Raw genomic sequence first — 26,359 nt, forward strand, 5'->3', positions numbered from 1 at the left:
TCTCCGAGGGGATGGGGGTTGCCATGTCGAGCAGGGAACAGGAGTGGTCGCGCGGCGACCGTGCGAAGGCCGCGGCCAAGCTGATGGTGGGCTGGGTCGCGCTGCTGTGGCTGCTCGAAGTGGTGGACGTGGCGAGCGATCACGCCTTGGACGGCCTCGGCATCACCCCCCGCACACCGTCCGAGCTGGTCGACGTCGTCCCGGCCGCCTTCGTCCACTTCGGCTTCGCCCACGTGGCCGCGAACAGCGTCCCGCTGCTGGTGATGGGCTTCCTCGCGGCCCTCGGCGGACTGCGCCGCTTCGCCGCCGTCTGCGCCCTGATCGTCGTCGCCGACGGCCTGGGCGTCTGGCTCGTGGCCCCGGCCCACACCAACACGGCGGGCGCGTCGGGCCTGATCTTCGGCCTGTTCGGCTACCTGGTGGTGAGCGGCTTCGTGGAGCGCAGGCCACTGGGCGTGCTGGTGGGCCTCCTCGTCGCGGCGGTCTGGGGCACGTCGATCCTGGTGGGCCTGGCACCGACCCAGTCGGGGGTCAGCTGGCAGGGGCATCTGCTGGGGCTGGCGGCGGGAGTCACGGCGGCGTTCGTGTTCCGGCACCGGACCGGCCGGGACGTGGTTCAGCTCTGAGGCCGGGCCTTCGGGTCGACGGGAAGCCGGGAGGTGGGAATCGTCAGCTTGCCGAGCGGGGAGTCGACGGTCAGATCGGGGCCGTAGGGGATGGTGTCGCGGCCCAGGTATCCGTCGGGTCCCGGGTTCCACATGGTCACGGCGTGGCCCCGCAGCGGATCGAGAATCACGTAGTTGGGGATGCCCCGGGAGGCATACCGACGCGGCTTGATCTCGTAGTCACGACGCACGCTCTCCGGCGACACCACCTCGGCCACGAACTCGATCAGATCTGCGGGGTAGGAGCTTCGGTTCTCGGCCTCCGCCTCGGCCGGGATGACGGCGATGTCCGGGCAGAACTCGTTGGCGTCGTCGAAGGGGAACGCCACATCACTCACCAAGGCCCAATCCGGTGAAAGCTGGTCCTCAAGACCGGCTGACACCCTGAGGATCGTCTTCCCGTGGAACGGCCTGACCGGGTTCATCACGATGCTGCCCTCGACAATCTCCGTCAGATAGCCGGGGAACATGTCCTCCAGCTTGCTGAGCTGCGAGTGCAGGCGGTCAAGGTCCGAGATGACAGTCACGGTGGCCTCCTGAGGTCCTGCCCTCGATGGTAGGCCGGACCGTACTCACACGGTCAGACCACGAACCAGGAGATCAAGCAGCGCACACACGAACAGGGCAATCCCGATGAAGCCGTTGACGCCGGGGACCTGCACCCACCCAGGGGCGCGGGGAACTGCGCGACAAGCCCCCACCGCCCCGCAGTCCGCGACGAACCCGCGGACCCGGTTGACGCCGAGGACCTGCACCCGCCCAGGGGCGCGGGGAACTGCGCGACCAGCCCCCACCGTCCCGCAGTCCGCGACGAACCCGCGGACCCGGGCTCAGACCGTCAAGCCCCGTACCAGGAGATCCAGCAGCGCACACACGAACAGGGCGATCCCGATGAAGCCGTTGACGCTGAAGAACGCCCGGTTCAGGCGTGACAGGTCGTGCGGCCGCACGATCGAGTGCTCGTACACGAACGCCCCGGCGACGATCATCAGGCCGACCCAGAAGAAGCCGCCCGCCTCCGTCGCGACGGCGTACCAGACCAGCAGCCCCATGGTCAGGGCGTGACAGACCCGCGCGCCCCAGATCGCCGCCGGGATCCCGAACCGCGCCGGCACCGACATCACGCCGATCTCCCGGTCGGTCTCCACGTCCTGGCAGGCGTAGATGAGGTCGAACCCGCCGATCCAGATGCCGACGGCGAGACCGAGGACGACCGCGTCCCAGGACCACTCCCCGGTGATCGCGAGCCAGCCGCCGATCGGGCCCATCGCCTGGGCGAGACCGAGGATGGCCTGGGGGAAGTTCGTGAACCGCTTGCCGTACGGGTAGACCACCATCGGGATCACTGCGACGGGAGCCAGGGCCAGGCACAGCGGGTTCAGCAGCGCCGCCGAGCCGAGGAAGACCACGACGGCCACCAGTGCCCCGGTCCAGGCGTGCCTGACCGACATCGCCCCGGTGACCAGCTCCCGCTGTGCCGTCCGGGGGTTCCGCGCGTCGATCTCGCGGTCGATGATCCGGTTGACCGCCATCGCGAAGGTCCGCAGGCCGACCATGCAGATCGTCACCAGGAGCAGCCGCCCCCAGTGGATGTTCTTGTCCCACTCGTACATCGCGGTCAGCGCGGCGATGTAGGCGAAGGGCAGCGCGAAGACCGAGTGCTCGATCATCACCAGGCGAAGGAAGCCCTTCACCTTCCCGGTCGGCTGCGGCGCCGGGCCCACGACCCCGTCGGCGGTGGTCATCATGCGAGGCTCCCGAGGAAGGCGTCGAGGTCGGTGAGAAGTGCGGCGGCGGACAACGGGCCCGTCTCCACGGTCAGCGGTGTCGCGATGTCGGCGGGCGGGGTGACGTGCGCGGTGAAGGCGTAGGCGTCCGGGCCGGACGGGCTGGCGTCCAGCCGCAGGGCCGCTCCGCCGTCGACCGTGAACGGACCGGACGCCGCGGTGAGTTCCGCGCGCAGCCGCTCCGCGAAGTCGACGGGTTCCGCGTCGCGCACGCCGGGCAGCTCGAAGCCGTCGCCCTCGCCGTCCCGCTCGAAGAGGACCGCCCAGGTGTCACCGGGGCCGGCGAGCTCCTCCGGCGTGACGCCGGCCTGCTCGGCGGCCTGCCGGACACCCGGGTCGGCCGGGTCCAGCGCGGGCCGCACGAGTGCCACGTAGTCGGTGTCGGTGCCGATGAACAGGGCCGGGCCGCCCGCGGCGAGGGGACTCACAGGCCGTACTCCTTCCACCGGCGGTCGACCTTCGCCGCCGTCTCGGGGTCGGACTCCACCATGTCCGGCCAGCCGCCGTCCCGCGTGTAGCCCTCCTCGGGCCACTTCTTCGTCGCGTCGATGCCCGCCTTACCGCCCCAGAACTGCTGGTAGGAGGCGTGGTCGAGGTGGTCGACCGGCCCCTCGACGACCGAGAGGTCACGGGAGTAGTCCGTGTTGCCCAGCGCCCGCCAGGCGACCTCGTGCAGATCGTGCACGTCGCAGTCGGCGTCGACGACCACGATCAGCTTGGTCAGCGACATCATGTGTGCCCCCCACACGGCGTGCATCACCTTCTGCGCGTGCTTCGGGTACTTCTTGTCGATCGAGACGATCGCGCAGTTGTGGAAGCCGCCCGCCTCGGGCAGGTGGTAGTCCACGATGTCCGGGACGATGATCTTCAGCAGCGGGAGGAAGAAGCGTTCCGTCGCGCGGCCCAGCGGTCCGTCCTCCGTCGGGGGGCGGCCCACGACGATGGACTGGAGCAGCGGCCGCTTCCGCATCGTCACGCAGTCGATCTTCAGCGCCGGGAACGGCTCCTGCGGGGTGTAGAAGCCGGTGTGGTCCCCGAAGGGCCCCTCCGGCAGCATCTCGCCGGGCTCCAGCCAGCCCTCGATGACCACTTCGGCCTGCGCCGGGACCTGGAGCGGGACCGTCCTGCAGTCCACCATCTCGATCCGCTTGCCCGCGACGAACCCGGCGAAGAGGTACTCGTCGATGTCCCCGGGCAGCGGGGCCGTGGAGGCGTAGGTGACCGCGGGCGGGCAGCCGAAGGCGATCGCGACCGGGAGCCGCTCGCCTCGCCGGGCGGCGACCTGGTAGTGGTTGCGGCTGTCCTTGTGGATCTGCCAGTGCATGCCGATCGTGCGCTTGTCGTGGCGCTGGAGGCGGTAGAGCCCGAGGTTGCGGATCCCGGTCTCCGGGTCCTTGGTGTGGGTCAGGCCCAGGTTGAAGAAGGACCCGCCGTCCTTGGGCCAGGTGAAGAGCGCGGGCAGCCGGTCGAGGTCCACGTCGTCGCCGGTGAGGACGACCTCCTGGACCGGGGCGTCCCCGGCCTTCACCTTCTTCGGCGGCACGTGGGTCATCGAGCCGAGCTTGCCGAAGGCCTCGCGCACACCCACGAAGCCCTGCGGCAGCTCGGGACGCAGCAGCCCGCCGATCTTGTCGGAGATGTCGCCGTACGACTTCAGGCCCAGGGCCTTCAGCAGCCGGCGGTCGGTCCCGAAGACGTTCATGGCGAGCGGCATGGCCGACCCGCGGACGTTCTCGAAGAGCAGCGCGGGGCCGCCCGCCTTCTGCACGCGGTCGACGATCTCCCCGACCTCCAGATACGGGTCCACCTCGGCCTTGATCCGCTTGAGGTCTCCCTCGCGTTCCAGTGCCCTGAGCAGGGAGCGAAGATCGTCGTAAGCCATGGGGTCAAGTATCCCCGAGCCGCTACCCTGACCCCGTCAGGGGCCCGCCACAGGCTCCACACACCGTTCCCTGGGGGGCCCGAGCACATGTTCCGCCTGCTGATGTACCTGATCCCGCTGGCGCTGACGATCTACGCGTTCATCGACTGCCTCAACACTCCCGAGGACGAGGCCAAGCACCTTCCCAAGATCGCCTGGGTCTTCATCATCCTGCTGTTCTGGATCGTCGGCCCGGTCGCCTGGCTCGCCGCGGGCAAGCTGCGCACTCCGCCGGCGAACGGCCGCACCCCCTCCGAGTGGCACCGCAACCACCGCACGGAGTACGTCGCCCCGGACGACAACCCCGAGTTCCTGAAGTCCCTCAAGGCCGACAACAAGAAGGACGAGGCCCTGCTCAAGGACTGGGAGGCGGACCTGCGCCGCCGCGAGGAGGAGCTGCGCCGCCGGGAACAGGGCGAGGACCCCCGGGCCGACTGACAGGCTGTACGCCGGCGAGCCCCCCGAAGCGGACATCTCGCCCCTGGGCGGAGCGGGACGCGGGCCGGACACTTACCTCGCATGACGACAGCTCCCGCCGACTCCCCCGGCACCCTCGCTCCCGCGTACGGCGACAAGGTCATCGCCGTCGAGGCGGCGGGCTCGGAACCCATCCCCGAGTCCGAACGTCACGGCGGCCCGCTCCAGTTGCTGTGGACCTGGGCCTCGCCCAACATCGAGTTCGCCACGGTCTTCATCGGGGTGATCGCGGTCCTCTTCTTCGGGCTGAGCTTCTGGCAGGCCACGGCCGCCATCGTGCTCGGCACCGCCCTCGGCGCGCTGACCCAGGGGGTGCTGTCCCTGGACGGGCCCCGGTTCGGGGTGCCGCAGATGGTGATCGGCCGCCTGTCCTTCGGGTACCGCGGCAATATCCTGCCCGCGGCGGCCAACGGGCTGGTGGCGGGCGTGGGCTGGTTCGCGGTGAACAGCGTCAGCGCGGCCTTCGCGCTCAACACCCTGACCGGGCTGAGGCCGCTGCCGTCCCTCCTGCTGGTGGTGGCCGCCGAGATCCTGATCGGCTTCATCGGCCACAACTTCGTCCACGTCTTCGAGAAGTACGCCTTCCCCGCCCTCGCGGTGATCTTCCTGCTGGCCGGGGTGTGGACCTTCAAGGACGCCGACCTCGGCGGGGGCGGCACGGGCGGCGGCGTCGGCGGGTTCCTGCTCGCGTTCAGCGCGGCCTGGGGCTACGCGGCGGGCTGGAACCCGTACGCCTCGGACTACTCGCGCTATCTGCCCCGTACGGCCGACAAGGTCAGGACGGTCCTCTACCCGGCGCTCGGCCTGTTCCTGTCGGTCACCGTGGTGGCCGTGACCGGCGCGGCCTCGGCGACCATCCTGGCCCCGAAGGACGCCACCCCGACGGCGGCCTTCACCGGCCATCTCCCCGGCTGGCTGGGCGACCTGGTCCTGCTCGCGATCATCCTGGGCGCGGTCTCCGCGAACGCCCTCAACGTGTACTCCGGCGCGATCTCGATCGCCTCCTTCGGGCTGAACCTGCCCGCCTGGCTGAGCCGGAGCGTGCTGGTCGTGGTGTCCGGGGTGGCGGGCACGGCGGCGGCCTGGGCCTCGCTCTCCGACGCGGGGGCGGCCTACGAGGCGTTTCTGCTGGTGATCGCGTACTGGGTGGCGCCGTGGCTGGGCGTCGTCCTGGTGGAGCGGTGGCTCCGGACGCGGGTGCCCCAGGAGCGGTCGGCGGCCCTGCTGACCGACCGCTCCTTCACCAACCGGCCGGGGCTCGCGGCCCTGTTGGCCGGCGTGGTGGTCTCCGTGCCGCTGTTCTCCAACCAGGAGGACTACGTCGGTTACGTCCCCGAGCACTGGCCGGCGTTCGGGGACGTAACCCCGCTGGTCGGCTTCATGGTGAGCGCGGTGCTCTACGCGGCGCTGCGGAGGCGGTTCCCGGCGCGGTGAACTGTCCGGCCGCCGGGGCGGTCCAGGGGGCGGATCGGCGTCCACGCCCGCCTCGCCGGGCCGCCGCCCGCTGAGCGGAACCCCCGGCGACCGCGGCCCCGGCCAGCAGCGCCGTCACCGGGCACGGCGGCCCCCACGGGACGTCGCGCTGGTCCAGGTCTCCCCCGGTTGCGAACGGCCCCCGGTAGCAGGGCCGTCGAACCGCGCCCCGGTGCGGGCGCCCTTCTCAGCCCACCGTGATCGAGTCCAGCTTCTCCCTCAGGTACACGTGGGAGTCGACCGGTTCGTACGCCACCCGGCCGACCGGCGCCGGGACGGACTCGACGATCGTGCCGGGGGTGCACTCGCCGAAGTAGACGAGGGACATCAACTCCTCGGCGGGCGCGTCGGCCGGCGGCGGCAGCACCCGGTGGCGTCCGGAGCGCCACCGGTCGCCGGTCCAACGGGCCATCAGATCACCGATGTTGATGGTGAAGGCGGCCGGGTCGAAGGGCGCGTCCTCCCAGCCGCCCGCGTCCGTGAACACCTGGAGCCCGCCCTTGCCGGCCTGCCGGTCGAGGATGGTGACCGTGCCGAAGTCGGTGTGCGGGCCGATCCGGAACTGACCCGGCTGCGGCTCACCGACGACCTCGGTGCCCGGATACCAGTTGATGTTGAAGCCGTACGTCGGGTGGTCCATGTGCCGGGAGAAGAAGTCGGGTTCGAGCCCGAGCGCCTCGCCGAGCAGGGTCAGCAGCCGCTTCTCCAGCTCCGCCATGCGCGCCAGGTACTCCTCGCACAGCTCCCGCAGCTCGGGCACCTCGGCGGGCCAGACGTTCGGCGCGTACCACTGCGCGTTGACGGCCGGGTCCTCGAAGGGGTCGTGGGTGGCGAAGGTCAGCGACTCCTTGAGGTCCGGCGGGGTCTCGGTGCCCTCCGAGTAGCCGTTGGCCTCGGCGCCGGGTCCGAGCCAGCCGCGGCCGCCGACCTTCGCCTCGTACGCCCTCTTGGTCTCCGCGGGCATCCGGAAGAAGGTCCGCGCCGCCTCCCGGATCCGGGTGCGCAGGGCGGGATCGACGCCGTGCCCGGTGACCAGGAAGAACCCGGCGGTGCGGAGGGCGTCGTCGAGCGTGCGGGCGACGGCGGCGCGGGCCTCGGGGTCCCCGGAGAGCCAGGGCCCGAGGTCGATGGTCGGAATGCGGGGCCGGGAGGTGTCAGTCACCGATGTCCTCGTTCCACAGTGCCGGGTTCTTCTCGATGAAGTCGGTCATCATCCGGACGCACTCGGGATCGTCGAGCAGCACGATCTCCACCCCGTACTCGGCCAGCCAGTCGTGGCCGCCGTGGAAGGTGGCGGCCTCCCCGACCACGACGCGCGAGATCCCGAACTGCCGGACCAGTCCGGAGCAGTACCAGCAGGGCGAGAGGGTGGTCACCATCGTCGTGCCGCGGTACGACCGCTGCCGTCCGGCCGCCCGGAACGCGGCCGTCTCCGCGTGCATGGAGGGGTCGTCGTCCTGGACGCGCCGGTTGTGGCCGCGCCCGAGGAGGGTGCCGTCGGCGCCGTAGAGCGCGGCCCCGATGGGGATGCCACCCTCGGCGAGCCCGGCGCGGGCCTCCTCGACGGCGGTGGCGAGCCACCTCCGGGCCTGTGCCTGATCCATAGGGTCCATGCCTCTCACTCTGCTGTGGCCGAAACACCGGGGCAACGTGCGGAAAGTACTCTCCCGGCAGCCCACAGCCGGACGAACTGTCGGGAGGCGCGCATGCCCGCACTCACCCTTCGCGAGATCCTCGCCCTCGATCCCGTGCGCGCCGCCGAGCCCGAACTGCTGGCCGGAGGCACCGGACTCGACCGCCCCGTGCGCTGGGTGCACTCCAGCGAGGTCTACGAGGGCGCGAACTTCCTGGACGGCGGCGAGCTGCTGCTCACCAACGGTTTCGGGCTGACGGACGTCGACGAGACGATCCGCCGCCGGTACGTCCGCGAGCTCGCCGCCCGGGGCGCCACCGGGCTCGCCGTGGAGGTCGGCCGCTCCCTGCCGGTCATGCCGGCCGAGGTGGTCGACGAGGCACGCCGCCGTGAGCTGCCGCTCCTCGCCCTGCACCGGGTCGTGCCCTTCGTACGGATCACCGAGGCCGCCAACCGGGCGATCGTGGCCCGCGGGCTGTCGGGCCGTTCGGTGGTACGGCCGTGGGGCGACGACCACACGGCGGCCCTGCTGGCCGACCTCGCCGACCGGGCGGCACTGAACCAGCCGGAGGTGGAGGCGCGGGCGGCGCTCGCGGGCTTCCACCCCGGCCCCGGCGCCCGTCTGATCGGAGTGTCCCTGCACGGCACACGGGACGCGAGCGCGGTCGACCGGGCGGTACGGCCGCTGGGCGGGGCCGGGGTGCTGCGGGCCGCGTTCCCGGGGGACGTCCTGGCCCTGCTGTCCCTGCCGGGCGCACGACCCGGCGACCCGGTGAAGGCGGTGCAGGACGCCTTCCGCACCACGGCCGCCGCCGGCCTCACGGTCGCCGTGGGACATGCCGTGGCCCAGGGCGACGGCTGGCTGCGCTGGAGCGACACGCTGCGGGCGGCCCGTACGACGCTGGAACTGGCGCTGACCGTGCCCGCCGCCGAACCGGGCGCCCCCGACGGCCCGTTGGTGACCTCGTCCCGGGCCCTGGCGTTGGAGCGGGAGCTGACCCGGGGCGGGGTGGACGCCAACCGGGACCGTCTGGCGGCCCTGGTCCAGCACGCCCTGGGGCCGTTGCTGGCCTGGGAGGCGGCCCACCCGAGCGACCTGGTGCGCACCCTGGAGGTGCACCTGCGCAACGGCTGCTCCCCGACCCGCACGGCGGCGCTGCTGCACATAGGCCGCCAGTCCCTGTACCAACGCCTGGAGCGCATCGAGTCGTTGCTGGGCCTGGACATCGACGACCCGGACCTGCTGGGCGAACTGCTCACGGCGACCTGCGCGTACCGGGTGGTACAACGCCCCATGGGGGCACGGGGAACCGCGCCGCACCTCGTGCGCACCGCCTAGGGCGGAGTGCCCCGGCGCGTCCCCTCGAAGGTCCTCACAGGCCCGCGTCCAGGGTGTCCAGCAGGCGCTCGAACCGGGTCCGCCAGGCGGACTCGGTCTCGCCGTGGCCCTCGTACTCGTGGGTGAAACGCAGGACGGCCCCCTGGTCCCCGTCGCGCTCCAGGTGGAACCTGATCCGGCCGCCCCGCTCCAGCGTGTACTCGGCGACCCGGTCCACGTCCCACGCGGTGACCTGCCCCGCCCCCAGGCCCGGCAGCACGACCGCGCCGCCGAGCCGGGGTTCGAGCGTCTCCACCCCGGTCCACCAGGCGGCGAGCCCCTCCGCGGTGGCCACGGCGGGCCAGACCCGCTCCATGGGCGCCGGCAGCCGCACCAGGAAGTGCAGGATGCGGGTGCTTCCGTGGGTCTGGCTGCTGCCGTGTTCGACGGAACCGGTCATGACACCAGGGTCGCGCGGAGCCCGGCGTTCCGCACGTGGTCAGACGCCGGCGTACGAGTGCTTGCCGGAGACGAAGATGTTGACGCCGTAGTAGTTGAACAGCCAGCAGCCGAACGCGAGCATCGCCAGGTAGGCGGCCTTGCGGCCCTTCCAGCCGGCCGTGGCGCGGGCGTGCAGGTAGCAGGCGTAGGCGACCCAGGTGATGAACGACCAGGTCTCCTTGGGGTCCCAGCCCCAGTAGCGGCCCCACGCGTCGCCCGCCCAGATCGCGCCCGCGATGATCGTGAACGTCCACAGCGGGAAGACGGCCGCGTTGACGCGGTAGGCGAACTTGTCGAGGCTCGCGGAGGCCGGCAGCCGGTCCAGGACGGAGTTCGCGAACCGGCCGGGGGTGCCGCCGGTCGCGATCTTGTTCTCGTAGCTGTCCTTGAAGAGGTACAGGATCGTGGCGACCGCGCCGACGTAGAACACCGCGCCGCAGAAGATCGCGGTGGAGACGTGGATGTACAGCCAGTACGAGTGAAGGGCGGGAACCAACTGGTCGCTGGCGGTGTACAAGACGGTGACGGCGAGGCCGAGATCCAGGAGGACCGTGGTGACCAGGAACAGCCCGAGCCAGCGCACGTTCTTCTTCAGGGCCAGCAGCCCCAGGTACACGGCGACGGCCACCGTGGAGAAGGTGATGTTGAACTCGTACATGTTGCCCCAGGGCGCCCGCTCCACCGAGGCCGCGCGGGCGATGACCCCGCCGAGCTCGACGAGGAAGGCGAGCACCGTGAGGGAGATGGCGATACGCCCGTAGAGGTCGCCCTGCGCGTCCCCGCCGTGCGCCCCGGGCCCGTCGGGCACGTCCCGCGCCCCGGCCGCCGACCGCACCACGACCTGCGGCCGCTCCAGTACGGCGGTGCTGCCGCCCTGGTTCACGGTGACGGCGGGCGCCTTGCCCTTGGCCTTGGTGTCGGCGGTGAGCGCGGCGGCCGTGCGGCCGACCTTGCTGCGGCTGCCGAAGAGCCATTCGGCGATGTACGCGAAGAAGGCCAGGGTGTAGACGGCCATGGAGGAGTAGATCAGCGTGTTGCTGATGTTGGCGAGGTGCTCGTTGGTGGCGGTGGCGAGAGTCACTTTGCAGACCCTTCAGATTGCTCGTTGGTCGGCTGCGAGTCGGTGGGGGCTGGTCGCGCAGTTCCCCGCGCCCCTGGGTCGGCCGTCGTACCCGGCGATTGGTCGTACAGGACTCCCGCCAGCTCGCCCAGCTCCTCCGGCACCTTCGCCGACTCGCTGCGGCCGAGGCCGGCCATCTCCACGACCGTCACGCCGTCGTCGCCGCGTACCGCCCGCACCCACACCCGGCGGCGCTGGATGAACAGGGACGCGGCGAGGCCGAAGATCGCGGTGAGGGCGCCGCCGAGGGCCCAGCCACTGGCGGGCTGCTGGACGACCTGGAAGTTCGCCCACTGCTTGGTGCCCTCGTAGGTGACCGAACCGGCGCCGTTCGGGAGCTGCATGGTCTGACCGGGCCTCAGGTTCTTCCGGAGCTCCTGGCCCTTGGCGTCCTTGAAGTCCTTCACATGCGACTTGTCCAGCTGGTACACGCTCTGCGGGATGCCCGAGTCGACCCCGAGGTCGCCGTGGTACGGCGTGAGGTTGAGCACCGGGTTGTTCAGCGCGGGGAAGGTGGAGGCCGTCTCGCTGCCCGTGGTGTAGGTCGGCAGGAAGAAGGCCGAGATGCCCAGCTGCTCACTGACGCCCTTGGCGTTGCGGTAGCCGTCGAGGACCTTGATCACACCGGTGGAGGTGACGTTGGAGTCCAGCGGCAGCAGGGCGACCGCGTCGTGGAAGACGACCTTGCCCTTGCCGTCGCGCACGGTGATGAGGGGGGCGTAGCCGTGGGCGGTGAGATAGACCTTCGCGTCGCCGATCTCCAGCGGCTCGTTGACCTTGACGAGGGTCTTGCGGTCCTTGCCGTAGGCGCCCTCGCTGTAGGTGAGGGCGGCCTGGTAGAGGCGCGGGGTGCCCTTGTTGGGGCCGGAGGTCTCGTAGGTGCCGGTGAACTTGTTCAGCCGGAAGCTGAGCGGCACCAGGTCACCGGTGTCGAAGAGGTTCCCGGACTTGAAGTCGTCGTACTGCGTGAGGGTGTTGGAGAACCCGTCGCCCTCGACGACCAGCTTGTTGCCCTCGGACTTGAACAGCTGGCCCCAGGCGAAGGCGGTCAGCATCACGATCAGCGCGATGTGGAAGGCGAGGTTGCCGACCTCACGGAGGTAGCCCTTCTCGGCGGCGACGTTGTCCCCGGCGAGGTGGGCGCGGAAGTGCCGCTTCTTCAGCAGGGTGAGCGCGGCCTCGCGGACCTGCTCGGGCTCGGCACCGGTGCGCCAGGTGGTGTAGGCGGGCAGCCGGGTCAGCCGCTTGGGCGCGCCCGGCGGGCGGCTGCGCAGCTGTCCGACGAACTGCCAGGTGCGGGGGACGATGCAGCCGATGAGGGAGATGAACAGCAGGATGTAGATCGCGGAGAACCACACCGAGCTGTAGACGTGGAAGAGGCCGAGCTTGTCGTAGACGTCCCCGAGGGTGGGGTTCTTCTTGACGAAGTCGGCGACCTTGGTGGCGTCGGTGCCGGTCTGCGGGATGAGCGAGCCGGGGATCGCGCCCAGCGCCACCAGCAGGAGCAGCAGCAGCGCGACCCGCATGGAGGTCAGCTGGCGCCAGAACCAGCGGGCCCAGCCGATCACCCCCAGCGACGGCAGGTTCGGCGCGGACTCCACGGGGGCGGTGGACAGCTGGGAGCCGGCGGCGCCGAGGTCCTGGTCGCCGACGGAGGCGTCGGGGGTGTCGGGTGCGGTCTTGCTCATGGATCAGATCCCCACAGTGAAGCCGGCGGACCAGGACTGGACGTCCTGCACGAGGCGGTCCCACGCGCCGGTCAACAGCAGCAGCCCGGTCACGATCATCATGGTGCCGCCGATGCGCATGACCCAGACGTAGTGGCGCTTGACCCAGCCGAAGGCGCCGAGCGCCTTGCGGAAGGCGACCGCGGCGAGCACGAAGGGCACTCCGAGGCCGAGGCAGTAGGCGACGGTCAGTATGGCACCGCGCCCCGCGCTGCCCTGCTGGGAGGACAGGGCGATCACCGAGGCGAGGGTCGGGCCGATGCAGGGGGTCCAGCCGATACCGAACAGCGCGCCGAGCAGCGGGGCGCCGAGCAGCCCCATGGTGGGCTTGTTGTGGAAGCGGAACTCCCGCTGGGTCATCCAGGGCATCAGGCCCATGAAGAAGACGCCCATGAGGATCATGAGCACGCCCAGCACCTTGGACAGCACGCCCTGGTTCTCCTGGAGCGTCTGGCCGAAGTAGCCGAACAGCGCCCCGCTGGAGACGAACACCGCGGTGAAGCCGAGTACGAACAGGGAGGCACCGGCGACCATGCGGCCGCGCCGGGCCTCGGCCAGATCGGTGCCGGTGACGCCGGTGACGTACGACAGATAGCCGGGGACCAGCGGCAGGACGCAGGGGGAGAAGAAGGAGACGAGGCCGCCGAGGACCGCGATGGGCAGGGCGAGGAGCAGGGCGCCGTTCAGGACGGTGCCGTTGTAGCCCGTCTCGGCGGCGAGCGTGACGACTGCGCTCACGTCACTTCTCCGCGAGGACCGGGTCGATCATCTTGCGCAGCTTGCCCTCGCTGAGCGCGGCCAGTGAGCGGGCGGCGATCTTCCCGTCCCGGTCGATGACGAGCGTGGAGGGCACGGCCTGCGGGTTGAGGGTGCCCTTCGAGAAGCGCAGCATCAGCTTGCCCGTCGGGTCGTACAGGCTGGGGAAGGTGATGCCCATGTCCTTCTCGAAGGCACGGGCGTTCTGGACGCTGGTGTCGCGGGTGTTGACGCCGACGAACTGCACGCCCGTGCCCTTGAGCTGCTGGTAGACCGCTTCCAGGTTGGGTGCCTCGGCCCGGCAGGGGGCGCACCAGGAGCCCCACATGTTCAGGACGACGACCTTGCCCTTGTACTCGGCGACGTCGAGCTGCCCCCCGTCGACGGTCTTGCCGGACAGGTCGGGGACGGCGCCCCGGTCCCCCTGCTCGGCCGTCGAGATGCCGTCCGCGCCCATGATGAAGTTGGTGTCGCCGCCTCCGCCCGAGGTGCCGCCCGAACCGCAGGCGGACAGGGTCAGCGCTGCGGCTGCGGCACCCGCGGTGAGCAGGGTGGTGCGGACTCGGGAGCGGCTACGACTGGCACTCATGTGAAAAGTTTCGCATGCCCGTTCCGGGGATCTTGCGCACCCCCCTTGCGGGCGGAAACCCGCATTTCAGGCAGCGTTCGACGAGGCCGTCGAGGAGGGTGTCGAGGGCGCCTTGAGGAAGGTCTTCCAGCCGCCTGCCGGCTCCTGGCCGACGTCGAGCGTGCGGAGCTCGGCGAGCACCTCGGGCTTCTGTACGTCCATCCAGTCGACGAACTGCCGGAAGGAGACCATGCGCACGTCCGCGCCCTTCTCCTTCTCGCGGGCGATGTGCTTGAAGGCCTGCTCGACGGCGTCCATGTAGATGCCGCCGTTCCAGTGCTCGAAGTGGTTGCCGACGAAGAAGGGGGCGCGGTTGGTCTCGTAGGCCCGCTGGAAGCCGGCGATGTAGGCCTCGGCGGACTGCTTGCGCCAGGCCGGGTAGTTGTAGGCGGGCGCGTTGGTCGAGTTGACCGACTGGTTGGCGAGCATGTTGTAGTCCATGGACAGGACCTCGAAGCTGCGGCCGGGGAAGGGTATCTGCTGGAGCGGCAGGTCCCATATGCCCTTCTTCTTCCCGGGCCAGACCTGGCGGCCGCCGGGCGAGGAGGCGTCGTAGCGCCAGCCGAGCTCACGGGCGGTGGGCAGCAGGTTGTCCTGGCCCAGGAGGCAGGGGGTGCGGCCGCCGACGAGTTCCTTGTCGTAGTCGAAGGGCAGCGCGGGCAGGTCGGTCCAGCCGGTGTTGGTGCGCCACTCCTTGACGAAAGCTTTCGCCTGCTCGATCTCGCTCTTCCACTGCTGGGGCGTCCAGTTGCCGACGGTGCCGTAGCCGGAGCAGAAGTGGCCGTTGAAGTGGGTGCCGATCTCGTGGCCCTCCAGCCAGGCCCGGCGGACGTTCGTCAGGGTCGCCTTGACGTGCTCGTCGGTGAGGTAGCCGATGTCGGAGGCACCGCGCGGGTTGTTCGGGGGGTTGTAGAGCCGCTTCTTCGACTCGGGCAGCAGATACAGCCCGGAGAGGAAGAAGGTCATGTGCGCGTCGTACTTCCTGGCGAGGTCGAGGAAGCGGGGGAAGAGGCCGTTGCCGACCTCGCCGGCGCCGTCCCAGGAGAACACGACGAACTGGGGCGGGGTCTGACCGGGCTCCAGCGGCACCGGCTTGCCGGGCTGGTGGGGCTGCTTGCCGGTGAAGGAGGTGGAGCCGTCGCCGATGGGCCGGGCGGTGGGGGTCGGCTTCTTGCCGGGAGTGGAGCCTGCCCCGTGGGTCACCCCGTCCGAGCCGTCCGATCCGGTGAGAGTGCCGCACCCCGAGAGTCCGACGGCGGCCGCGGCGCCCGCCCCGAGGCCTATGGCTCCCCTTCGCGTAAAAGAGTGCATGCTTCCCCGCTTCGTCACGTTCCTGGGTGGTCACCCAGTCAGAGGAGACGAGGAGAGGGGAGGTTCCGCTGCAATTTGCGGATTCGGTAACAGAGACGCGCCCCTTCAGGGGCGCGGGGAACTGCGCGACCAGCCACGACGGACCCGCAGTCCCCCACGAACCACTACGCCCCAAAAGCCTTGGACTTACCCTTCGCGGGCTTGGCGCCGGCCCGGAGGTGCACCGGCACGAGATCGATCGCGGGCTCGGAGTACCCCACGGACACGATCCGGTCGCCCTGGTAGGTGAAGGACGTGAGGGACGCGAGCGTGCACTGCCGCTTGCGCGGGTCGTGCCACAGCCGCCGCTTCTCGACGTACGACCGCACGATCCAGATCGGCAGCTGGTGGCTCACCAGCACCGCCTCGTGCCCGCGCGCCCGGTCCCTGGCCGCGTCCAGCGCGCCCTTCATCCGGACGACCTGGTCGATGTACGGCTCTCCCCAGGACGGCTTGAAGGGGTTGACGAGGTGCTTCCAGTTGTCCGGGTTCTTCAGCGCCCCGTCGCCGACGCCGAAGGTCTTGCCCTGGAAGACGTTCTCCGCCTCGATGAGCCGCTCGTCGGTCGCGAGGTCGAGGCCGTGCGCCTTGGCGATCGGCGTGGCGGTCTCCTGCGCCCGCTCCAGCGGGGAGGCGCAGACGTAGGTGACGTCCCGGGGGGCGAGGTGCTCGGCGACCCGGTCGGCCATCTGCCGCCCGAGCTCGGACAGGTGGTAGCCCGCGAGACGGCCGTAGAGAACTCCGTCGGGGTTGGCGACCTCACCGTGCCGCATGAGGTGGACGACGGTGATGTCGCTGGGGGTCGGGGTGCTCATGCTGCCGTGGCCTCCGCCGCCGCTCGGGCCGCCGCCGGGAGGGCGTCGGCGATGCGCTGAACCGCCTGCTCGTCGTGGGCCGTGGAGACGAACCACGACTCGAAGGAGGACGGCGGCAGGTAGACGCCGTTCTCCAGAAGGGAGTGGAAGAACGCGGTGAACCGGAAGGACTCCTGCGCCTTGGCGTCCTCGTAGCTGCGCACCGGACGGTCGGTGAAGAACACCGAGAACATGTTGGAGGCGTTCTGCACGGTGTGCGCGACGCCCTCCTTGCCGAGCGCCTCGGTCACCAGCGCCTGGATCTGCGCGGAGACGGCGTCGACCTTGGTGTAGGCCGCCTCGTCGAGCAGCCGCAGCTGGGCGAGGCCGGCGGCGGTGGCGACCGGGTTCCCGGAGAGGGTGCCGGCCTGGTAGACGGGCCCGGCGGGAGCGAGGTGGGCCATGACGTCGGCGCGCCCTCCGAACGCGGCGGCGGGGAAGCCACCGCCCATGACCTTCCCGAAGGTCATGAGATCCGGCTTGACCCCGTCAATTCCGTACCAGCCGCTGCGGCTGGTACGGAACCCGGTCATGACCTCGTCGGAGATGTAGAGGGCGCCGTTCTGCGCGCAGGCGTCCTTGAGTCCCTGGTTGAACCCGGGCAGGGGCGGCACGACGCCCATGTTTCCGGGCGAGGCCTCGGTGATCACACAGGCGATCTCGCCGGGGTGGCGGTGGAAGGCCTCGTGCACGGCTTCGAGATCGTTGTACGGCAGCACGATCGTGTCCCCGGCCTGGGCACCGGTGACACCGGGGGTGTCGGGCAGGGCGAAGGTGGCCACTCCGCTGCCCGCCGAGGCGAGCAGGGAGTCGACGTGACCGTGGTAACACCCGGCGAACTTGATGACCTTGGTGCGCCGGGTGAAGCCGCGGGCCAGCCGGATCGCGGACATGGTGGCCTCGGTCCCGCTGGAGACGAGCCGCACCTGGTCGACCGGCTCGACGCGGGCGACGATCTCCTCGGCGAGCGCGACCTCTCCCTCGCCCGGGGTGCCGAAGGAGGTGCCCTTCGACACCGCCTCCTGGACGGCGGCGATGACCTCGGGGTGCGCGTGCCCGAGGATCATGGGTCCCCAGGAGCAGACGAGGTCGACGTACTCGCGCCCGTCGGCGTCGGTCAGGTACGGGCCGGTGCCGGACACCATGAAGCGGGGGGTGCCGCCGACGGCACGGAAGGCGCGGACCGGGGAGTTCACGCCGCCGGGCGTGACGGCGGACGCGCGGTCGAACAGGGCCTGCGAGACAGGCGCCTCGTATGAATAGGGCAATTCACTCATATCCTGCGACTACTCCGACCTTCTCCGGTTTGTTCGGCTTTCTCGGACTCCGTTGCCGGTGACTACCTCAGGGTAGGCCAGCCCTCGAAAGCCCCCGGCGCCCCACGATCTGCGAAACTGGATGCAGATACACACAGCTCACGGAGACGATGGCACGGAGCCGTCCGTTCAGGGGCTGCGAAGATCCTGCGGACAGGTGTTTCAACGCACGTTTCGGCGAGCGGCCGTGGGGGAGGTCACTGACACGATGATCGGGTTGCGCGGCGGGGGCCACGCGTCCTAGAAAAGCAGTCGGGTGGAGATATGCATCGCGGTGGCGGACTGGGCGAGGGGACTGATGACCTGGGTCCTCGACGTGCCCGGCGGGGAAGGCACCGACGCGAGGCGGAGGAAGCGGCCGAGACACGTCAGGGACGCGGTGCCCCGGGCACCCCGGATGAGTCGGAACGCAACGAGCGACGTATCGAACGTCGTATCGATCCGTTGAGGGCGGGAAGCAGGAATGGTGGTCGGGTGGGGGTGACGTACAAGTACTTCGGCGCGCCCGACGGCGCGACCGCGGCCCGGGTCCCGATCTCGATGCGCCCCGAGGAACTCGGCGGCGACGAGCTCGGCATGAACGGCATGTTCACCAAGATCAAGCCGGAGACCATGGCGGCCATGGTCCTCACCGGCATCGAGGGCGTCCCCCTCCACAAGGTCCCCCCGCTCGAACTGGTCGTCCTGCACCCCGACTACGCGGTGGTCAGGCTCCCCATGACGGTCGTGGACCCCTTGCGCGGCATAGGCGAGGAAGCGGTCGGCGCGGCGGCGTTCATCTGGTCGACGGTCCCGGACCGGGGCGGCCCGCGGGACGCGTTCAACGTGTACCAACTGCTGCACGAGTGGCAGGACTTCTCCCACCGGCTGCATGAGGCGGGGCACCAGCCTTATTGCCTTGTCTGGCCGTGAGCCGGGGTTTCCATCGTTTCGGGCGGGGTTTCCGACCCCGCCCTTTTCATGTGCGGGGGGCACGGATGTGCCCTGGGTTGCCCCGGGCTCCTGGATCTCCGGTTCCATGAAGGCGTCATCGATTGCCTTACGGGTGCGGTCTCGCTGGACGGCAGCAGGTTCGTGTACGTCCGCAGCGTGAAGCCTAGATCCGAGTGGCCGAGGTACTCGGAGAGCGCCTTGATGCTCTCCCCCGCGTCCAGGAGCACGGAGGCACCGTCCTCGTGCCGTGCGGGGTCCTTCCAGATCGCCTGGACGCTGCGGCGCAGGACGCGTGTGCTGTCCAGGTCGGTGGCGATGCGGGAGCGGTTCCGGACGTCGCGCTCACCGCGGTCGCCTACGCGGCACTGGCACCGCACCCGCCAGCACGCCCAACAGGAGGCAGCAGCGGAACAAGCCCGTACAGGAACGGCTCCTTGCCCGGCACCTGCGGCTCGGTCACGTGAAGCCCCCCATAAGCCGATGGTCTCGTTCGGCCGCCAGCATGGCAGCCAGGGCTTCCGGCCCGATCCGGCTCAGCGCCCAGAGGCTGCTGATGTGGCGAGCCCACCGCCAGAGTGGGTCGCCTGCGTCCACAGGGGTGTGGAAGGACAGCACCTGGATGCCGTGGCGATCGAACGCCTGAGCGTCGAGGTAGCGCCAGCCGCCCGTGCCGCAGAGGTAGTGGGTGCTGCTGGTGGCCGCGGCAAGGTCGGCGAGTCTCTCTGACCGGCCCACCCGGGTCGGAATCGCGCTGCTGCGCAGTACCTCGCCGCTCCAGCCCAACGCGGAGAGCAGGGCGACCGTCGACGCCTTGGCAACGTCGGATACACGGTCGGTGTCCTCGAACTGATCGAGAACCGCGTCCAGGACGTTGCGCACCGCGGGCCAGTAGCGGCTGCGGCCGTAGTACTGGCGTGTCAACAGGCTGACGGTGCGACGGGATCGGCAGGGTTCGGCGAGCCGTGCCTGGTCGATCGGTGTCGGGCGCCCGTGAGGAAGGCGGGTCGGAAGCGTGAGCCACTGCTGCCGAGCGGGCTCGTCCAGGGCCGCCAGACGAGCCCGGTGCTGGTAGTCGCGCCGGGCGAACTGGACGTCGTCGAGAACGATCCACCGGTCGGCGGCGTACAGCTTCGCCACCGTGGACAGTCGCGGGAACAGGTTCGGTTGGTGGATCGCGCACACCCCACCAGGCGAACCGGCATGGGACGGGTCAGGTGCCGATGAGGCGGCTGTCGAATCCGTCGCGCAGAAGGCGCTCGTAAGCGTCATACACATCCCCCGGTACGTCCTGCTCGACGGCGAAGCCAAGCTTCGGGTACTCGATCACCCGTTGCAGGTCGCCGACGAGCATGTCGACGACGAGCTTCTCGTCGCCGATGGACTTGATGTAGTCGTCCAACTCCAGTGGCTCGGAGGCGCAGACAACCTCCGCCTCGGGCCACAGCTTGCGGCACGTCGCGTACGAGCGGCGCTCCATGTACGGCTTGGAGATCAGCAGCAGCGACTCCACCGCGATGCCGGCCTCGGCCAGCAGCTCGCGGGAGAACGTGACGTTCTGACCAGTGTTGGCTGCCTTCGGTTCGACCAGGATCGCTTCGTCCGGCACGCCCAGGCTCAGCGCATGCTCGCGGTAGTGCACCGCCTCGCCGCGCGGGAAGCGGGCCCGGGTGGTGGGGCTGTTGCCGCCACTGAAGACCACGACCGGAAAGAGGCCGGCGCGGTAGAGGCCGGCGGCCGCCGTGGCGACGCCGAGGTCGTGGCTGCCCAGGCCGATCGCCGCCGAGCAGGGCCGCTGCTCGTGGCCCATCTGGTGGTAGTTCCAGACCAGCGTCGCGTCGCGGAACTGCTCGTCGGTGATCTGGCGCTGCTCGTGCTCCGGCACTGGCACTCCCTGGCTCATCCCTGCTGGTCCTTCCGGATGTCCTCGATGCTGCGCAGCTGGTGGCTCAGCCCGTACTGGCGAGCCACCTGTGCCGCCTGGTCGAGGACGGACAGCCCATCATTCCGGGTCGCCGCATCCGACAGAAGGATGTGCCCGTACGCGGTGTCCAACCGCACCCGCTGCATCGGGGAGTCGACCGCGCCGGTTGTGCGCGCGATGCCGATGTAGTGCAGGGCCTGCTTCAGGTCGCCGGCACCGCGGTGGGCCAGGGCCAGCTTCTGGTGCGCGACCGACCAGTCCTCCGGTTCGCCCAGGTCCTCGAAGGAGCGGGTGGCCTCGACCATGACGCCGGTGGCGTACTCGTTGTCGCCCTCCTTGCTCAGCGCCGTACCCACCCAGAGCCGGGCCCTGGCGCGGTCGCGCGGGCTCAAGCGCTCGTCCCCGGCGAGCAGTTCGTAATGGCGGGCGGAGGATTCCAGCTGGCCCGACATCTCCTGGACGACAGCGAGGGACAGCTCGATCTGGGCCACCCGGCGCGGGATGTCGAGCTCGGTGAACATGCCGCGAGCGGTCAGGTAGGAGTGCCGGGCTGACAGTGGGCCGAGGATCGCGCCCTGATCGCGCTGGATGTCGCCAAGAAGCACGAGGGAACGGCCGTACAAATACAGACCCTTATCGTTCAATTGGTGCGGTGCACGGCTGCCCAACCAGCGGTTCAACAGGATTGAGGCGAAGGGAAAGTCCTGGCGGCTGATGCAGACAACAGCACGCTCGATGTCCTCGGTCCACGTCTCGTAGTCCGCTGGCCGCGCGCTCTTCCGCTCAGGGAACAGCACCGCCTCGAACCGGGATTGGGCGGCGGAGTCCGCCCGTGCGAGCGCAGTGTCGAGGATGGCCTGGGTGTCCGGGCGGGGCTGCGTCTCCGTCCCGCGGCTCTCCCACTTCGCGACCGTGCGCAGCGCGACACCGAGGTGCTCGGCGAAAGCGCGCATGCTCATACGCAACGCGGCGCGCAGGGCGCTCGCCTCCCGCCCCGTCCACTGCTGCACGCTGACCACGGATGACCTCCCTACGTCACGTATGGAAGCACTGTCAGTTACGACGTGGAGCGGGAAGTGCAACGGAAGTACAACAGCAGGTCATTTCGAGGCCGTGCACGACGGCCGACGCTGTGGGCATGGACGACGACCTCATCACCGAACGCCACCCCGTCGCCTTCCCTCAGGTCTTCGGCTACCTGCGTCACGTCACCGGCGGCCTACCCCGCCATACGGCTCTCGTCGACTGCCTCACCGAATACTGCGACCGGCACGAACTAGCCTTGTGCGGCGTCTTCACCGACCGCGACGCCACAGTGATCGTCCGCTCCCCCGCCTTCGTCGGTCTGCTCGACGCGCTCGAACTCCCCGATGCCTACGGGGCCGTAGTTCCAGCTCTCAGCCACCTCGGCCCGAAGGGCCTCGGCACCGAGCGCGAGCGGCAGATAACAGCAACAGGCGCTCGTCTGATTGTGGTCCGCCCTCTCACACGATCCGCTTCTTCGCTCAGCGCAAGCCAAAGTCTTCGGCCGCAGGGAGGTGTGTGATGTCCGTGCGTGACGCATTGCGAAGTGCGCCCATGGTGAACGACGTGCCGGGACTGCGGCTACTGAAGGTCGGCGACGGCTGGGACGTCGTGCGCACCTCGGCCGAGATGGGCCTCTTGGCTCTGGCCTACCTCCGCGGCACCGGCATCTCCGTCGGCCCCGTGCTCTATGACAGGCCCAACGGGCGTCTCTACTACGCCGTACCGACCGACGCGCCAGCCAGCTGGGAGGACCTTCCGGTACGGCACCTCTCCACCAATTCCTGGCTCGTCGCCCCCGGGCTGGAACTGCTCGACGACTGGTTCGGCGGATGGTGCGAGCTGCCTGACGACGACACCCTCACCGACGTGGACGCCCTCCATGCCGCGCTCCAGCACCCGTACGTCGCCGCGGCCAAGGACGAAGCGCACGCCGACGCCTATCTCTAGGGCTCGGGCCCCACGCCCCACTACCCCAACATCAAGGGGAAACCTGTGACGACCCACCTCGTCTCACCTAACACCGTGCTCGCCAACGCCCTTCTCCGCGCCGAGGACATCCTGACTCCCCGCATCCTGGACACTCCCCCGGAGGGGATCGTGCTGGTAGTCGGCACCCAGATCAACGGCGCACCGCACATCGGCACCTCACTCGTGCAGTCCCTGGCCTTCGCGATGGCCGCCCGCCTGCGCGACCGTTTCGGCATCCCCGCCGAGGTCCTCTTCAGCGCCCTCGACAACGCCCCCTACGAGCTGTCCACCGACCCCACGAACGGCCGCCGCTACCAACGCGCCTACGCCCAAGCCCTGGGCGACGCGGCCGTGACCGACCTCGTCAACGCCCTCTACCAACCCCTCTTCACAACGCTGTCCCGACGCCTGGGCATCCCCCACCGCATCGAGACCTACACCCAGCAGCAGGCCGGTGAGCGTGCCGACGGCGAGTGCGCACAGGGCGTACGCCACCACCAGCGGGCCGTGGTCGGCGAACACGTCGTTGAAGTGGAGGTTGTCGCCCATCAGGTCCCGGTGCGCCGACCAGGCCCAGCGGTACACGGGGACGAACACGGCACCCCCGACGAGCAGCGCGAGCGCGGGCAGCGCGAGCTTGGCGGCCAGCCAGCGCACCGGGGACACGCCCTGCGTCCAGGCGAGCCGCGCCGTGCCGCTCTCCAGCTCGCGGCCGATGAGGGCGCCGCCCGCCCAGGCGGCGACGGCCCAGAAGCCGTAGTACATGAAGGTGCTGATCCAGCCCATGGACTCGCTGTACGTGTGCCAGGCCCCGATGCCGCACATGCTCCCGTCCCGGGGGCACGCGTCGAGGGTCTCGCGGACGGAGACCGCGGTGACCTCGGTCAGCCACACCAGGTAACCGACGCAGCCGGCGACGAAGACCGCCCACACGAGCAGCGCCGTGCGGTGCAGCCGCAGCACGGTCCGGGCGAGCCCCGCCGGCAGGAGGGCCGGGGCGCTCATCGGGTGGCCGCCCGTCGGCGCAGCACACCGAACGCGAGGGCGACGGCCACGGCGGTGAGGGCGAGCAGGACGCCGGTCTCCAGCAGCTGGCGGGGCCAGTAGTCGGGGGACGGCAGGTACGTGCGGGTGAAGCGGACGACGTCGTGCCGGGCGAGGCAGGCCTTGTCCGAGTAGCACCCCGGGTCGCTGATCCCGGCGCCGGTGGAGGTGATCGCGCTGCTGCGGGAGTGCAGCTCCGGCTGCTGGTAGCGGCCCTGGAAGGGCCAGTGGTTGCCGCGGAAGGCGTGGACCAGGAAGTACGCGAAGCCGCTGAGGGCGAGCGCGGGCAGGGTGCGGCGGACGGCGAGGCCGATCAGGGCACCGAGGGCGAGACCCAGCAGGGGGGCGGCGACGGTGGCCGGTCCGAGGGAGAAGTACACGGAGCGGGGACCGATGCCGGCGATCAGCAGGTTACCGTGCGCGGACCACAGCCGCAGGTACAGCAGGGTGAGGACACCGGTCCCCACGACGACGAAGGCGGCCGGCACGGCGAGCTTGGCGGTGAGCCAGCGGGCCGGGGAGACGGACTGGGTCCAGGCGAGCTGGGCGGTGCCGCTCTCCAGTTCACGGGCGGTCAGCGGACCGCCGGCGAACAGGGCGACGGCGAAGGAGGCCAGGGTGATCAGGGTGTTCGGGTCGTAGAAGAGGTCGTTGAACGTGCCCGAGGTGAAGTGGAGCAGCGTCTGCTGGGAGTAGGCGGCGTCCAGGACCCCGCCGTAGCCGTACCGCTCCAGCTGCCGGGCGGTGGCGTCGGCTCCGGGGCCGGTCAGCCACAGCAGCAGGCCGGCGGTGAACGCCACGAAGGCGAGCCAGATCCACAGGGCGGTGCGGTGCAGGCGCAGGACGGTGCGGACCAGGCCGCGCGGAGTGTGCCGTACGACGGCGGGGGCGGGCGTTTCTTCGAGGGTCGCGGTGTTCACGCGGTCACCGCCTGCGCGGTCGCGGAGGTGCCCGGGGTGAGCAGTGCGGGGGCCTCGGGGGCGCGGAGATGGGCGAGCACCAGTTCCTCCAGGGAGGGGTCCTCGGTCGCCCAGCCCTCGCCGACCGGGCCGTCCCGGCGGATCAGGGCGGTCAGGCCGCGGCCCGCGGCACGGGACTCGATCACCGTGTGCGGGGCCAGGTCGGCGGGGGTGCCGCGGCCGGTGACCAGGGTGTGGGCGGCGAGCAGGTCGTCGACGCCGCCGCCGAGCCGGACCCGGCCGCCGCCCAGGAGCAGCAGGTGGTCGCAGGCGTCGGCGAGCTCGGCGACGATGTGCGAGGACATCAGCACGGTGGTGCCGTGCTCGGCGGCGTCCGCCATCAGGGTGCCCATCAGTTCGTGCCGGGCGAGCGGGTCGAGGTCGGCCATCGGCTCGTCGAGGAGCATCAGGTCGGGCCGCTTGCCGAGGGCGAGGGCGAGCGCGACCCGGGTGCGCTGGCCGCCGGAGAGGCCGCGGATGCGGGACCCCGGGTCCAGTTCGCCCTGTTCGACGACCCGGGCGGCGAGGGCGGCGTCCCAGCGGGCCGGGTTGAGCTCGGCGCCCATGCGCAGGGTCTCGGCGATGGTGAGCTGGGGGTACAGCGGCTTGTTCTGGGCGAGGTGGGCGACCCGCTCGCGGGCCTCGCCGGGCGCTGCGCCGAGGACGGTGAGGGTGCCGGAGGTGGGCCGCAGCAGACCGGCGGCCATCGCGAGGAGGGTGGACTTGCCGGCGCCGTTGGGGCCGACCAGCGCGCTGATGCGGCCCTTGGGCAGCCGGAAGGAGCAGCCGTCGAGTGCGGCGGGCCGCCTGCCGTACCGCTTGCCCAGGCCGGACGCCTCCAGGGCGACGGCCGGGGTGGTGCTGGAACTCACTGGTCCCCCTTCGGGAAGTGCTCGTCGAGTACGGCGGTGAAGAAGGCGTCGACGTCCTCGCGCCCGAGTCCGGCCGCCCGGGCGCGCCGGGCCCAGTCGTCGAGCTCGGCGCGCAGGGGCGTGTCGGCGGTGTGGGTGCCGAGGGTGCGGCGGACGAAGGTGCCGAGGCCGCGGCGGGCCTCGACGAGGCCCTCGCGCTCCAGCTCGCGGTACGCCTTGAGCACGGTGTTCGGGTTGATGGCGGTGGCCTCCACGACCTCGCGGGCCGTGGGGAGCCGGTCCCCGGGTTCGAGGAGGCCCAGTCGGAGGGCCTGTTTGGTCTGCTGGACGATCTGCACGTAGGTGGCGACGCCGGAGCGCCGGTCGATGCGGTACTCGACCACGCGGACAACCACCCTTTCACTAATTGAGTAGTGAAAGGGTGGTGGAAGAGAGTCGGGAAAGTCAAGCGCGTGCTTTCCTCGTCGTCGCGTGAACCGGTCGGCGGGGCTCGGCCGATGGAGGGGTGTGAGGGAAACGAGAAGCGACGGGGATCTGCTGCGGGCCATCGCGGCGGACGGCGACCGGCGCGCCTTCGAGGAGCTGTACCGGCGGTACGCGCCCTGGCTGCTCGCCCGGCTGCGGGGGCGCTGCGCGGACCCGGGCCTGGTCGACGACGTGGTGCAGGAGACGTTCCTCGCGGTGTGGCGGGGGACCGCGCGCTACCGCGAGGAAGGCGACGTGGCCGGGTGGCTGTGGCGGATCGGCTCGCGGCGGCTGATCGACGCGCTGCGGGGGGACGGGGCGCGCGGGCGGCTCAGGCAGGCCCTGTCCCGGCTGCGGCACCGGGACGAGGCGTCCGCGGAGGAACGCGTGCTCGCGGGGGTGGAGCACGGGGATCTCGCGGGCGCCCTCGTCCGGCTCTCACCGGAGCTGCGGGCGGTGCTCCAGGCCACGGTCATCGACGGCCTCACCACCCGCGAGGCCGCCGTCCTGCTGGGCATCCCGCCCGGCACGGTCAAGACCCGCGCGATGCGGGCCCGCAAGCAACTGAGGGAGGCCCTCGCGTGAACACCGACGGACGAATGCGGGGTCCCGTGCGGGGGCGACGGAGGGGGCCGGCTGTGGAT

Annotated in this window: 28 protein-coding genes and 2 pseudogenes; 9 read left to right on the plus strand and 21 right to left on the minus strand. The window is 70.6% G+C overall.

Annotated elements, in window-relative coordinates; all coding sequences use genetic code 11:
- Nucleotides 1–23 precede the first annotated feature (23 nt).
- A complete protein-coding gene (locus EHS43_RS09065) occupies nucleotides 24–626 on the plus strand; it encodes a rhomboid family intramembrane serine protease (protein ID WP_125190012.1) in 603 nt (200 codons plus the stop codon).
- Here EHS43_RS09065 and EHS43_RS09070 read toward each other — a convergent pair.
- From EHS43_RS09070 to EHS43_RS09085, 4 genes are all read right to left on the minus strand, one after another.
- Nucleotides 617–1,135: a Uma2 family endonuclease gene (locus tag EHS43_RS09070; protein ID WP_125190038.1), complete on the minus strand. Its 519-nt coding sequence runs from the start codon at nucleotides 1,133–1,135 to the stop codon at nucleotides 617–619. The genes EHS43_RS09065 and EHS43_RS09070 overlap by 10 nt on opposite strands.
- Nucleotides 1,136–1,495: 360 nt before the next feature.
- On the minus strand, nucleotides 1,496–2,410 hold the full coding sequence (mqnP, locus tag EHS43_RS09075; RefSeq protein ID WP_125190039.1) for a menaquinone biosynthesis prenyltransferase MqnP: 915 nt from the start codon (nucleotides 2,408–2,410) through the stop codon (nucleotides 1,496–1,498).
- The gene (locus tag EHS43_RS09080) at nucleotides 2,410–2,880 is read right to left on the minus strand and encodes a hypothetical protein (protein ID WP_125190013.1); all 471 of its coding nucleotides are present in this window, start codon (nucleotides 2,878–2,880) and stop codon (nucleotides 2,410–2,412) included. The genes mqnP and EHS43_RS09080 overlap by 1 nt, the downstream gene beginning before the upstream one ends.
- On the minus strand, nucleotides 2,877–4,334 hold the full coding sequence (locus EHS43_RS09085; protein ID WP_125190014.1) for a menaquinone biosynthesis decarboxylase: 1,458 nt from the start codon (nucleotides 4,332–4,334) through the stop codon (nucleotides 2,877–2,879). The genes EHS43_RS09080 and EHS43_RS09085 overlap by 4 nt, the downstream gene beginning before the upstream one ends.
- Before the next feature lie 87 nt (nucleotides 4,335–4,421).
- On the opposite strand from EHS43_RS09085, the gene EHS43_RS09090 reads away from it, so the two are divergent.
- Entirely contained in the window at nucleotides 4,422–4,811 is a 390-nt protein-coding gene (locus EHS43_RS09090) for a PLD nuclease N-terminal domain-containing protein (RefSeq protein WP_125190015.1), read from the plus strand.
- Nucleotides 4,812–4,892: 81 nt separating this feature from the next.
- Complete coding sequence (locus EHS43_RS09095) at nucleotides 4,893–6,284, plus strand: cytosine permease (RefSeq protein ID WP_125190016.1); 1,392 nt, start codon at nucleotides 4,893–4,895, stop codon at nucleotides 6,282–6,284.
- Between the two features lie 226 nt (nucleotides 6,285–6,510).
- Here the strand turns inward: EHS43_RS09095 and EHS43_RS09100 are convergent, their stop codons facing one another.
- Nucleotides 6,511–7,485: an isopenicillin N synthase family oxygenase gene (locus tag EHS43_RS09100; protein WP_125190017.1), complete on the minus strand. Its 975-nt coding sequence runs from the start codon at nucleotides 7,483–7,485 to the stop codon at nucleotides 6,511–6,513.
- Nucleotides 7,478–7,936, minus strand: a complete 459-nt coding sequence (locus EHS43_RS09105) for a nucleoside deaminase (protein WP_125190018.1) — start codon at nucleotides 7,934–7,936, stop codon at nucleotides 7,478–7,480. Before EHS43_RS09105 ends, EHS43_RS09100 begins: the two co-directional genes overlap by 8 nt.
- Nucleotides 7,937–8,029: 93 nt before the next feature.
- Here EHS43_RS09105 and EHS43_RS09110 point away from each other — a divergent pair, with 93 nt between their 5' ends.
- Complete coding sequence (locus EHS43_RS09110; RefSeq protein ID WP_125190019.1) at nucleotides 8,030–9,295, plus strand: PucR family transcriptional regulator ligand-binding domain-containing protein; 1,266 nt, start codon at nucleotides 8,030–8,032, stop codon at nucleotides 9,293–9,295.
- A 34-nt stretch (nucleotides 9,296–9,329) separates the two neighbouring features.
- On the opposite strand, the gene EHS43_RS09115 is transcribed toward EHS43_RS09110, so the two are convergent.
- From EHS43_RS09115 to hemL, 8 genes are all read right to left on the minus strand, one after another.
- Nucleotides 9,330–9,734, minus strand: coding sequence for an SRPBCC family protein (locus EHS43_RS09115; protein WP_125190020.1), 405 nt, complete (start codon nucleotides 9,732–9,734; stop codon nucleotides 9,330–9,332).
- 39 nt (nucleotides 9,735–9,773) lie between these two features.
- Complete coding sequence (ccsB, locus tag EHS43_RS09120; protein ID WP_125190021.1) at nucleotides 9,774–10,856, minus strand: c-type cytochrome biogenesis protein CcsB; 1,083 nt, start codon at nucleotides 10,854–10,856, stop codon at nucleotides 9,774–9,776.
- Nucleotides 10,853–12,583 (minus strand): cytochrome c biogenesis protein ResB, encoded by a 1,731-nt coding sequence (locus EHS43_RS09125; protein ID WP_260470448.1) that lies wholly within the window; start codon nucleotides 12,581–12,583, stop codon nucleotides 10,853–10,855. Before EHS43_RS09125 ends, ccsB begins: the two co-directional genes overlap by 4 nt.
- Nucleotides 12,584–12,586: 3 nt before the next feature.
- Nucleotides 12,587–13,360, minus strand: coding sequence for a cytochrome c biogenesis CcdA family protein (locus EHS43_RS09130; protein ID WP_125190022.1), 774 nt, complete (start codon nucleotides 13,358–13,360; stop codon nucleotides 12,587–12,589).
- Nucleotide 13,361: 1 nt separating this feature from the next.
- Entirely contained in the window at nucleotides 13,362–13,967 is a 606-nt protein-coding gene (locus EHS43_RS09135) for a TlpA disulfide reductase family protein (protein ID WP_125190023.1), read from the minus strand.
- A gap of 66 nt (nucleotides 13,968–14,033) precedes the next feature.
- On the minus strand, nucleotides 14,034–15,317 hold the full coding sequence (locus EHS43_RS09140) for a hypothetical protein (RefSeq protein ID WP_125190024.1): 1,284 nt from the start codon (nucleotides 15,315–15,317) through the stop codon (nucleotides 14,034–14,036).
- Nucleotides 15,318–15,481: 164 nt separating this feature from the next.
- Nucleotides 15,482–16,171: a histidine phosphatase family protein gene (locus EHS43_RS09145; protein WP_125190025.1), complete on the minus strand. Its 690-nt coding sequence runs from the start codon at nucleotides 16,169–16,171 to the stop codon at nucleotides 15,482–15,484.
- Complete coding sequence (gene hemL / locus EHS43_RS09150; RefSeq protein WP_125190026.1) at nucleotides 16,168–17,487, minus strand: glutamate-1-semialdehyde 2,1-aminomutase; 1,320 nt, start codon at nucleotides 17,485–17,487, stop codon at nucleotides 16,168–16,170. Before hemL ends, EHS43_RS09145 begins: the two co-directional genes overlap by 4 nt.
- A 303-nt stretch (nucleotides 17,488–17,790) precedes the next feature.
- On the opposite strand from hemL, the gene EHS43_RS09160 reads away from it, so the two are divergent.
- Nucleotides 17,791–18,438: a hypothetical protein gene (locus EHS43_RS09160; protein WP_185806178.1), complete on the plus strand. Its 648-nt coding sequence runs from the start codon at nucleotides 17,791–17,793 to the stop codon at nucleotides 18,436–18,438.
- A gap of 117 nt (nucleotides 18,439–18,555) precedes the next feature.
- On the opposite strand, the pseudogene EHS43_RS47530 reads toward EHS43_RS09160, so the two are convergent.
- The 4 genes and pseudogenes from EHS43_RS47530 to EHS43_RS09180 all read right to left on the minus strand — a co-directional run.
- Nucleotides 18,556–18,692 (minus strand): annotated as a pseudogene (locus tag EHS43_RS47530) (site-specific integrase); the annotation flags it as partial.
- Between the two features lie 223 nt (nucleotides 18,693–18,915).
- On the minus strand, nucleotides 18,916–19,641 hold the full coding sequence (locus EHS43_RS09170) for a WbqC family protein (RefSeq protein WP_125190029.1): 726 nt from the start codon (nucleotides 19,639–19,641) through the stop codon (nucleotides 18,916–18,918).
- Between the two features lie 28 nt (nucleotides 19,642–19,669).
- Nucleotides 19,670–20,359, minus strand: coding sequence for a YdcF family protein (locus EHS43_RS09175; protein WP_125190030.1), 690 nt, complete (start codon nucleotides 20,357–20,359; stop codon nucleotides 19,670–19,672).
- Nucleotides 20,356–21,399 carry a DNA-binding transcriptional regulator gene (locus tag EHS43_RS09180; RefSeq protein WP_125190031.1) on the minus strand — a complete coding sequence of 348 codons (1,044 nt, stop codon included), beginning with the start codon at nucleotides 21,397–21,399 and terminating at the stop codon, nucleotides 20,356–20,358. Before EHS43_RS09180 ends, EHS43_RS09175 begins: the two co-directional genes overlap by 4 nt.
- A 119-nt stretch (nucleotides 21,400–21,518) precedes the next feature.
- On the opposite strand from EHS43_RS09180, the gene EHS43_RS09185 reads away from it, so the two are divergent.
- The 3 genes and pseudogenes from EHS43_RS09185 to EHS43_RS47535 all read left to right on the plus strand — a co-directional run.
- Nucleotides 21,519–21,926: a recombinase family protein gene (locus tag EHS43_RS09185; protein WP_260470449.1), complete on the plus strand. Its 408-nt coding sequence runs from the start codon at nucleotides 21,519–21,521 to the stop codon at nucleotides 21,924–21,926.
- 32 nt (nucleotides 21,927–21,958) lie between these two features.
- Complete coding sequence (locus EHS43_RS09190; RefSeq protein WP_260470450.1) at nucleotides 21,959–22,354, plus strand: hypothetical protein; 396 nt, start codon at nucleotides 21,959–21,961, stop codon at nucleotides 22,352–22,354.
- Between the two features lie 45 nt (nucleotides 22,355–22,399).
- A pseudogene (locus EHS43_RS47535) lies at nucleotides 22,400–22,834 on the plus strand (hypothetical protein); the annotation flags it as partial.
- A gap of 542 nt (nucleotides 22,835–23,376) precedes the next feature.
- Here EHS43_RS47535 and EHS43_RS09205 read toward each other — a convergent pair.
- The 3 genes from EHS43_RS09205 to EHS43_RS09215 are packed head-to-tail and all read right to left on the minus strand — an operon-like array spanning nucleotide 23,377 to nucleotide 25,633.
- Nucleotides 23,377–24,339, minus strand: coding sequence for a hypothetical protein (locus tag EHS43_RS09205; protein WP_125190034.1), 963 nt, complete (start codon nucleotides 24,337–24,339; stop codon nucleotides 23,377–23,379).
- Complete coding sequence (locus EHS43_RS09210; RefSeq protein WP_125190035.1) at nucleotides 24,336–25,250, minus strand: ABC transporter ATP-binding protein; 915 nt, start codon at nucleotides 25,248–25,250, stop codon at nucleotides 24,336–24,338. Before EHS43_RS09210 ends, EHS43_RS09205 begins: the two co-directional genes overlap by 4 nt.
- Nucleotides 25,247–25,633: a GntR family transcriptional regulator gene (locus tag EHS43_RS09215; RefSeq protein WP_125190036.1), complete on the minus strand. Its 387-nt coding sequence runs from the start codon at nucleotides 25,631–25,633 to the stop codon at nucleotides 25,247–25,249. Before EHS43_RS09215 ends, EHS43_RS09210 begins: the two co-directional genes overlap by 4 nt.
- Before the next feature lie 124 nt (nucleotides 25,634–25,757).
- Between EHS43_RS09215 and EHS43_RS09220 the strand changes: the two genes are divergently transcribed.
- On the plus strand, nucleotides 25,758–26,300 hold the full coding sequence (locus tag EHS43_RS09220) for an RNA polymerase sigma factor (RefSeq protein ID WP_125190037.1): 543 nt from the start codon (nucleotides 25,758–25,760) through the stop codon (nucleotides 26,298–26,300).
- The last annotated feature ends 59 nt before the right edge of the window (nucleotides 26,301–26,359 follow it).

The sequence above is a fragment of the Streptomyces sp. RP5T genome (genome assembly GCF_003933965.1).
Lineage (GTDB): Bacteria > Actinomycetota > Actinomycetes > Streptomycetales > Streptomycetaceae > Streptomyces.

Bases quoted from the DNA above. Each gene is read 5' to 3' on its own strand.
- hemL (WP_125190026.1), bottom strand. From the start codon at position 17,487: ATGAGTGAATTGCCCTATTCATACGAGGCGCCTGTCTCGCAGGCCCTG.
- EHS43_RS09190 (WP_260470450.1), top strand. From the start codon at position 21,959: ATGGTGAACGACGTGCCGGGACTGCGGCTACTGAAGGTCGGCGACGGC.
- EHS43_RS09110 (WP_125190019.1), top strand. From the start codon at position 8,030: ATGCCCGCACTCACCCTTCGCGAGATCCTCGCCCTCGATCCCGTGCGC.
- mqnP (WP_125190039.1), bottom strand. From the start codon at position 2,410: ATGACCACCGCCGACGGGGTCGTGGGCCCGGCGCCGCAGCCGACCGGG.
- EHS43_RS09175 (WP_125190030.1), bottom strand. From the start codon at position 20,359: ATGAGCCAGGGAGTGCCAGTGCCGGAGCACGAGCAGCGCCAGATCACC.
- EHS43_RS09140 (WP_125190024.1), bottom strand. From the start codon at position 15,317: ATGCACTCTTTTACGCGAAGGGGAGCCATAGGCCTCGGGGCGGGCGCC.
- EHS43_RS09125 (WP_260470448.1), bottom strand. From the start codon at position 12,583: ATGAGCAAGACCGCACCCGACACCCCCGACGCCTCCGTCGGCGACCAG.
- EHS43_RS09095 (WP_125190016.1), top strand. From the start codon at position 4,893: ATGACGACAGCTCCCGCCGACTCCCCCGGCACCCTCGCTCCCGCGTAC.
- EHS43_RS09065 (WP_125190012.1), top strand. From the start codon at position 24: ATGTCGAGCAGGGAACAGGAGTGGTCGCGCGGCGACCGTGCGAAGGCC.
- EHS43_RS09090 (WP_125190015.1), top strand. From the start codon at position 4,422: ATGTTCCGCCTGCTGATGTACCTGATCCCGCTGGCGCTGACGATCTAC.
- EHS43_RS09185 (WP_260470449.1), top strand. From the start codon at position 21,519: ATGGACGACGACCTCATCACCGAACGCCACCCCGTCGCCTTCCCTCAG.
- EHS43_RS09070 (WP_125190038.1), bottom strand. From the start codon at position 1,135: ATGTTCCCCGGCTATCTGACGGAGATTGTCGAGGGCAGCATCGTGATG.
- EHS43_RS09135 (WP_125190023.1), bottom strand. From the start codon at position 13,967: ATGAGTGCCAGTCGTAGCCGCTCCCGAGTCCGCACCACCCTGCTCACC.
- EHS43_RS09145 (WP_125190025.1), bottom strand. From the start codon at position 16,171: ATGAGCACCCCGACCCCCAGCGACATCACCGTCGTCCACCTCATGCGG.
- EHS43_RS09115 (WP_125190020.1), bottom strand. From the start codon at position 9,734: ATGACCGGTTCCGTCGAACACGGCAGCAGCCAGACCCACGGAAGCACC.
- EHS43_RS09160 (WP_185806178.1), top strand. From the start codon at position 17,791: ATGCATCGCGGTGGCGGACTGGGCGAGGGGACTGATGACCTGGGTCCT.
- EHS43_RS09105 (WP_125190018.1), bottom strand. From the start codon at position 7,936: ATGGACCCTATGGATCAGGCACAGGCCCGGAGGTGGCTCGCCACCGCC.
- EHS43_RS09085 (WP_125190014.1), bottom strand. From the start codon at position 4,334: ATGGCTTACGACGATCTTCGCTCCCTGCTCAGGGCACTGGAACGCGAG.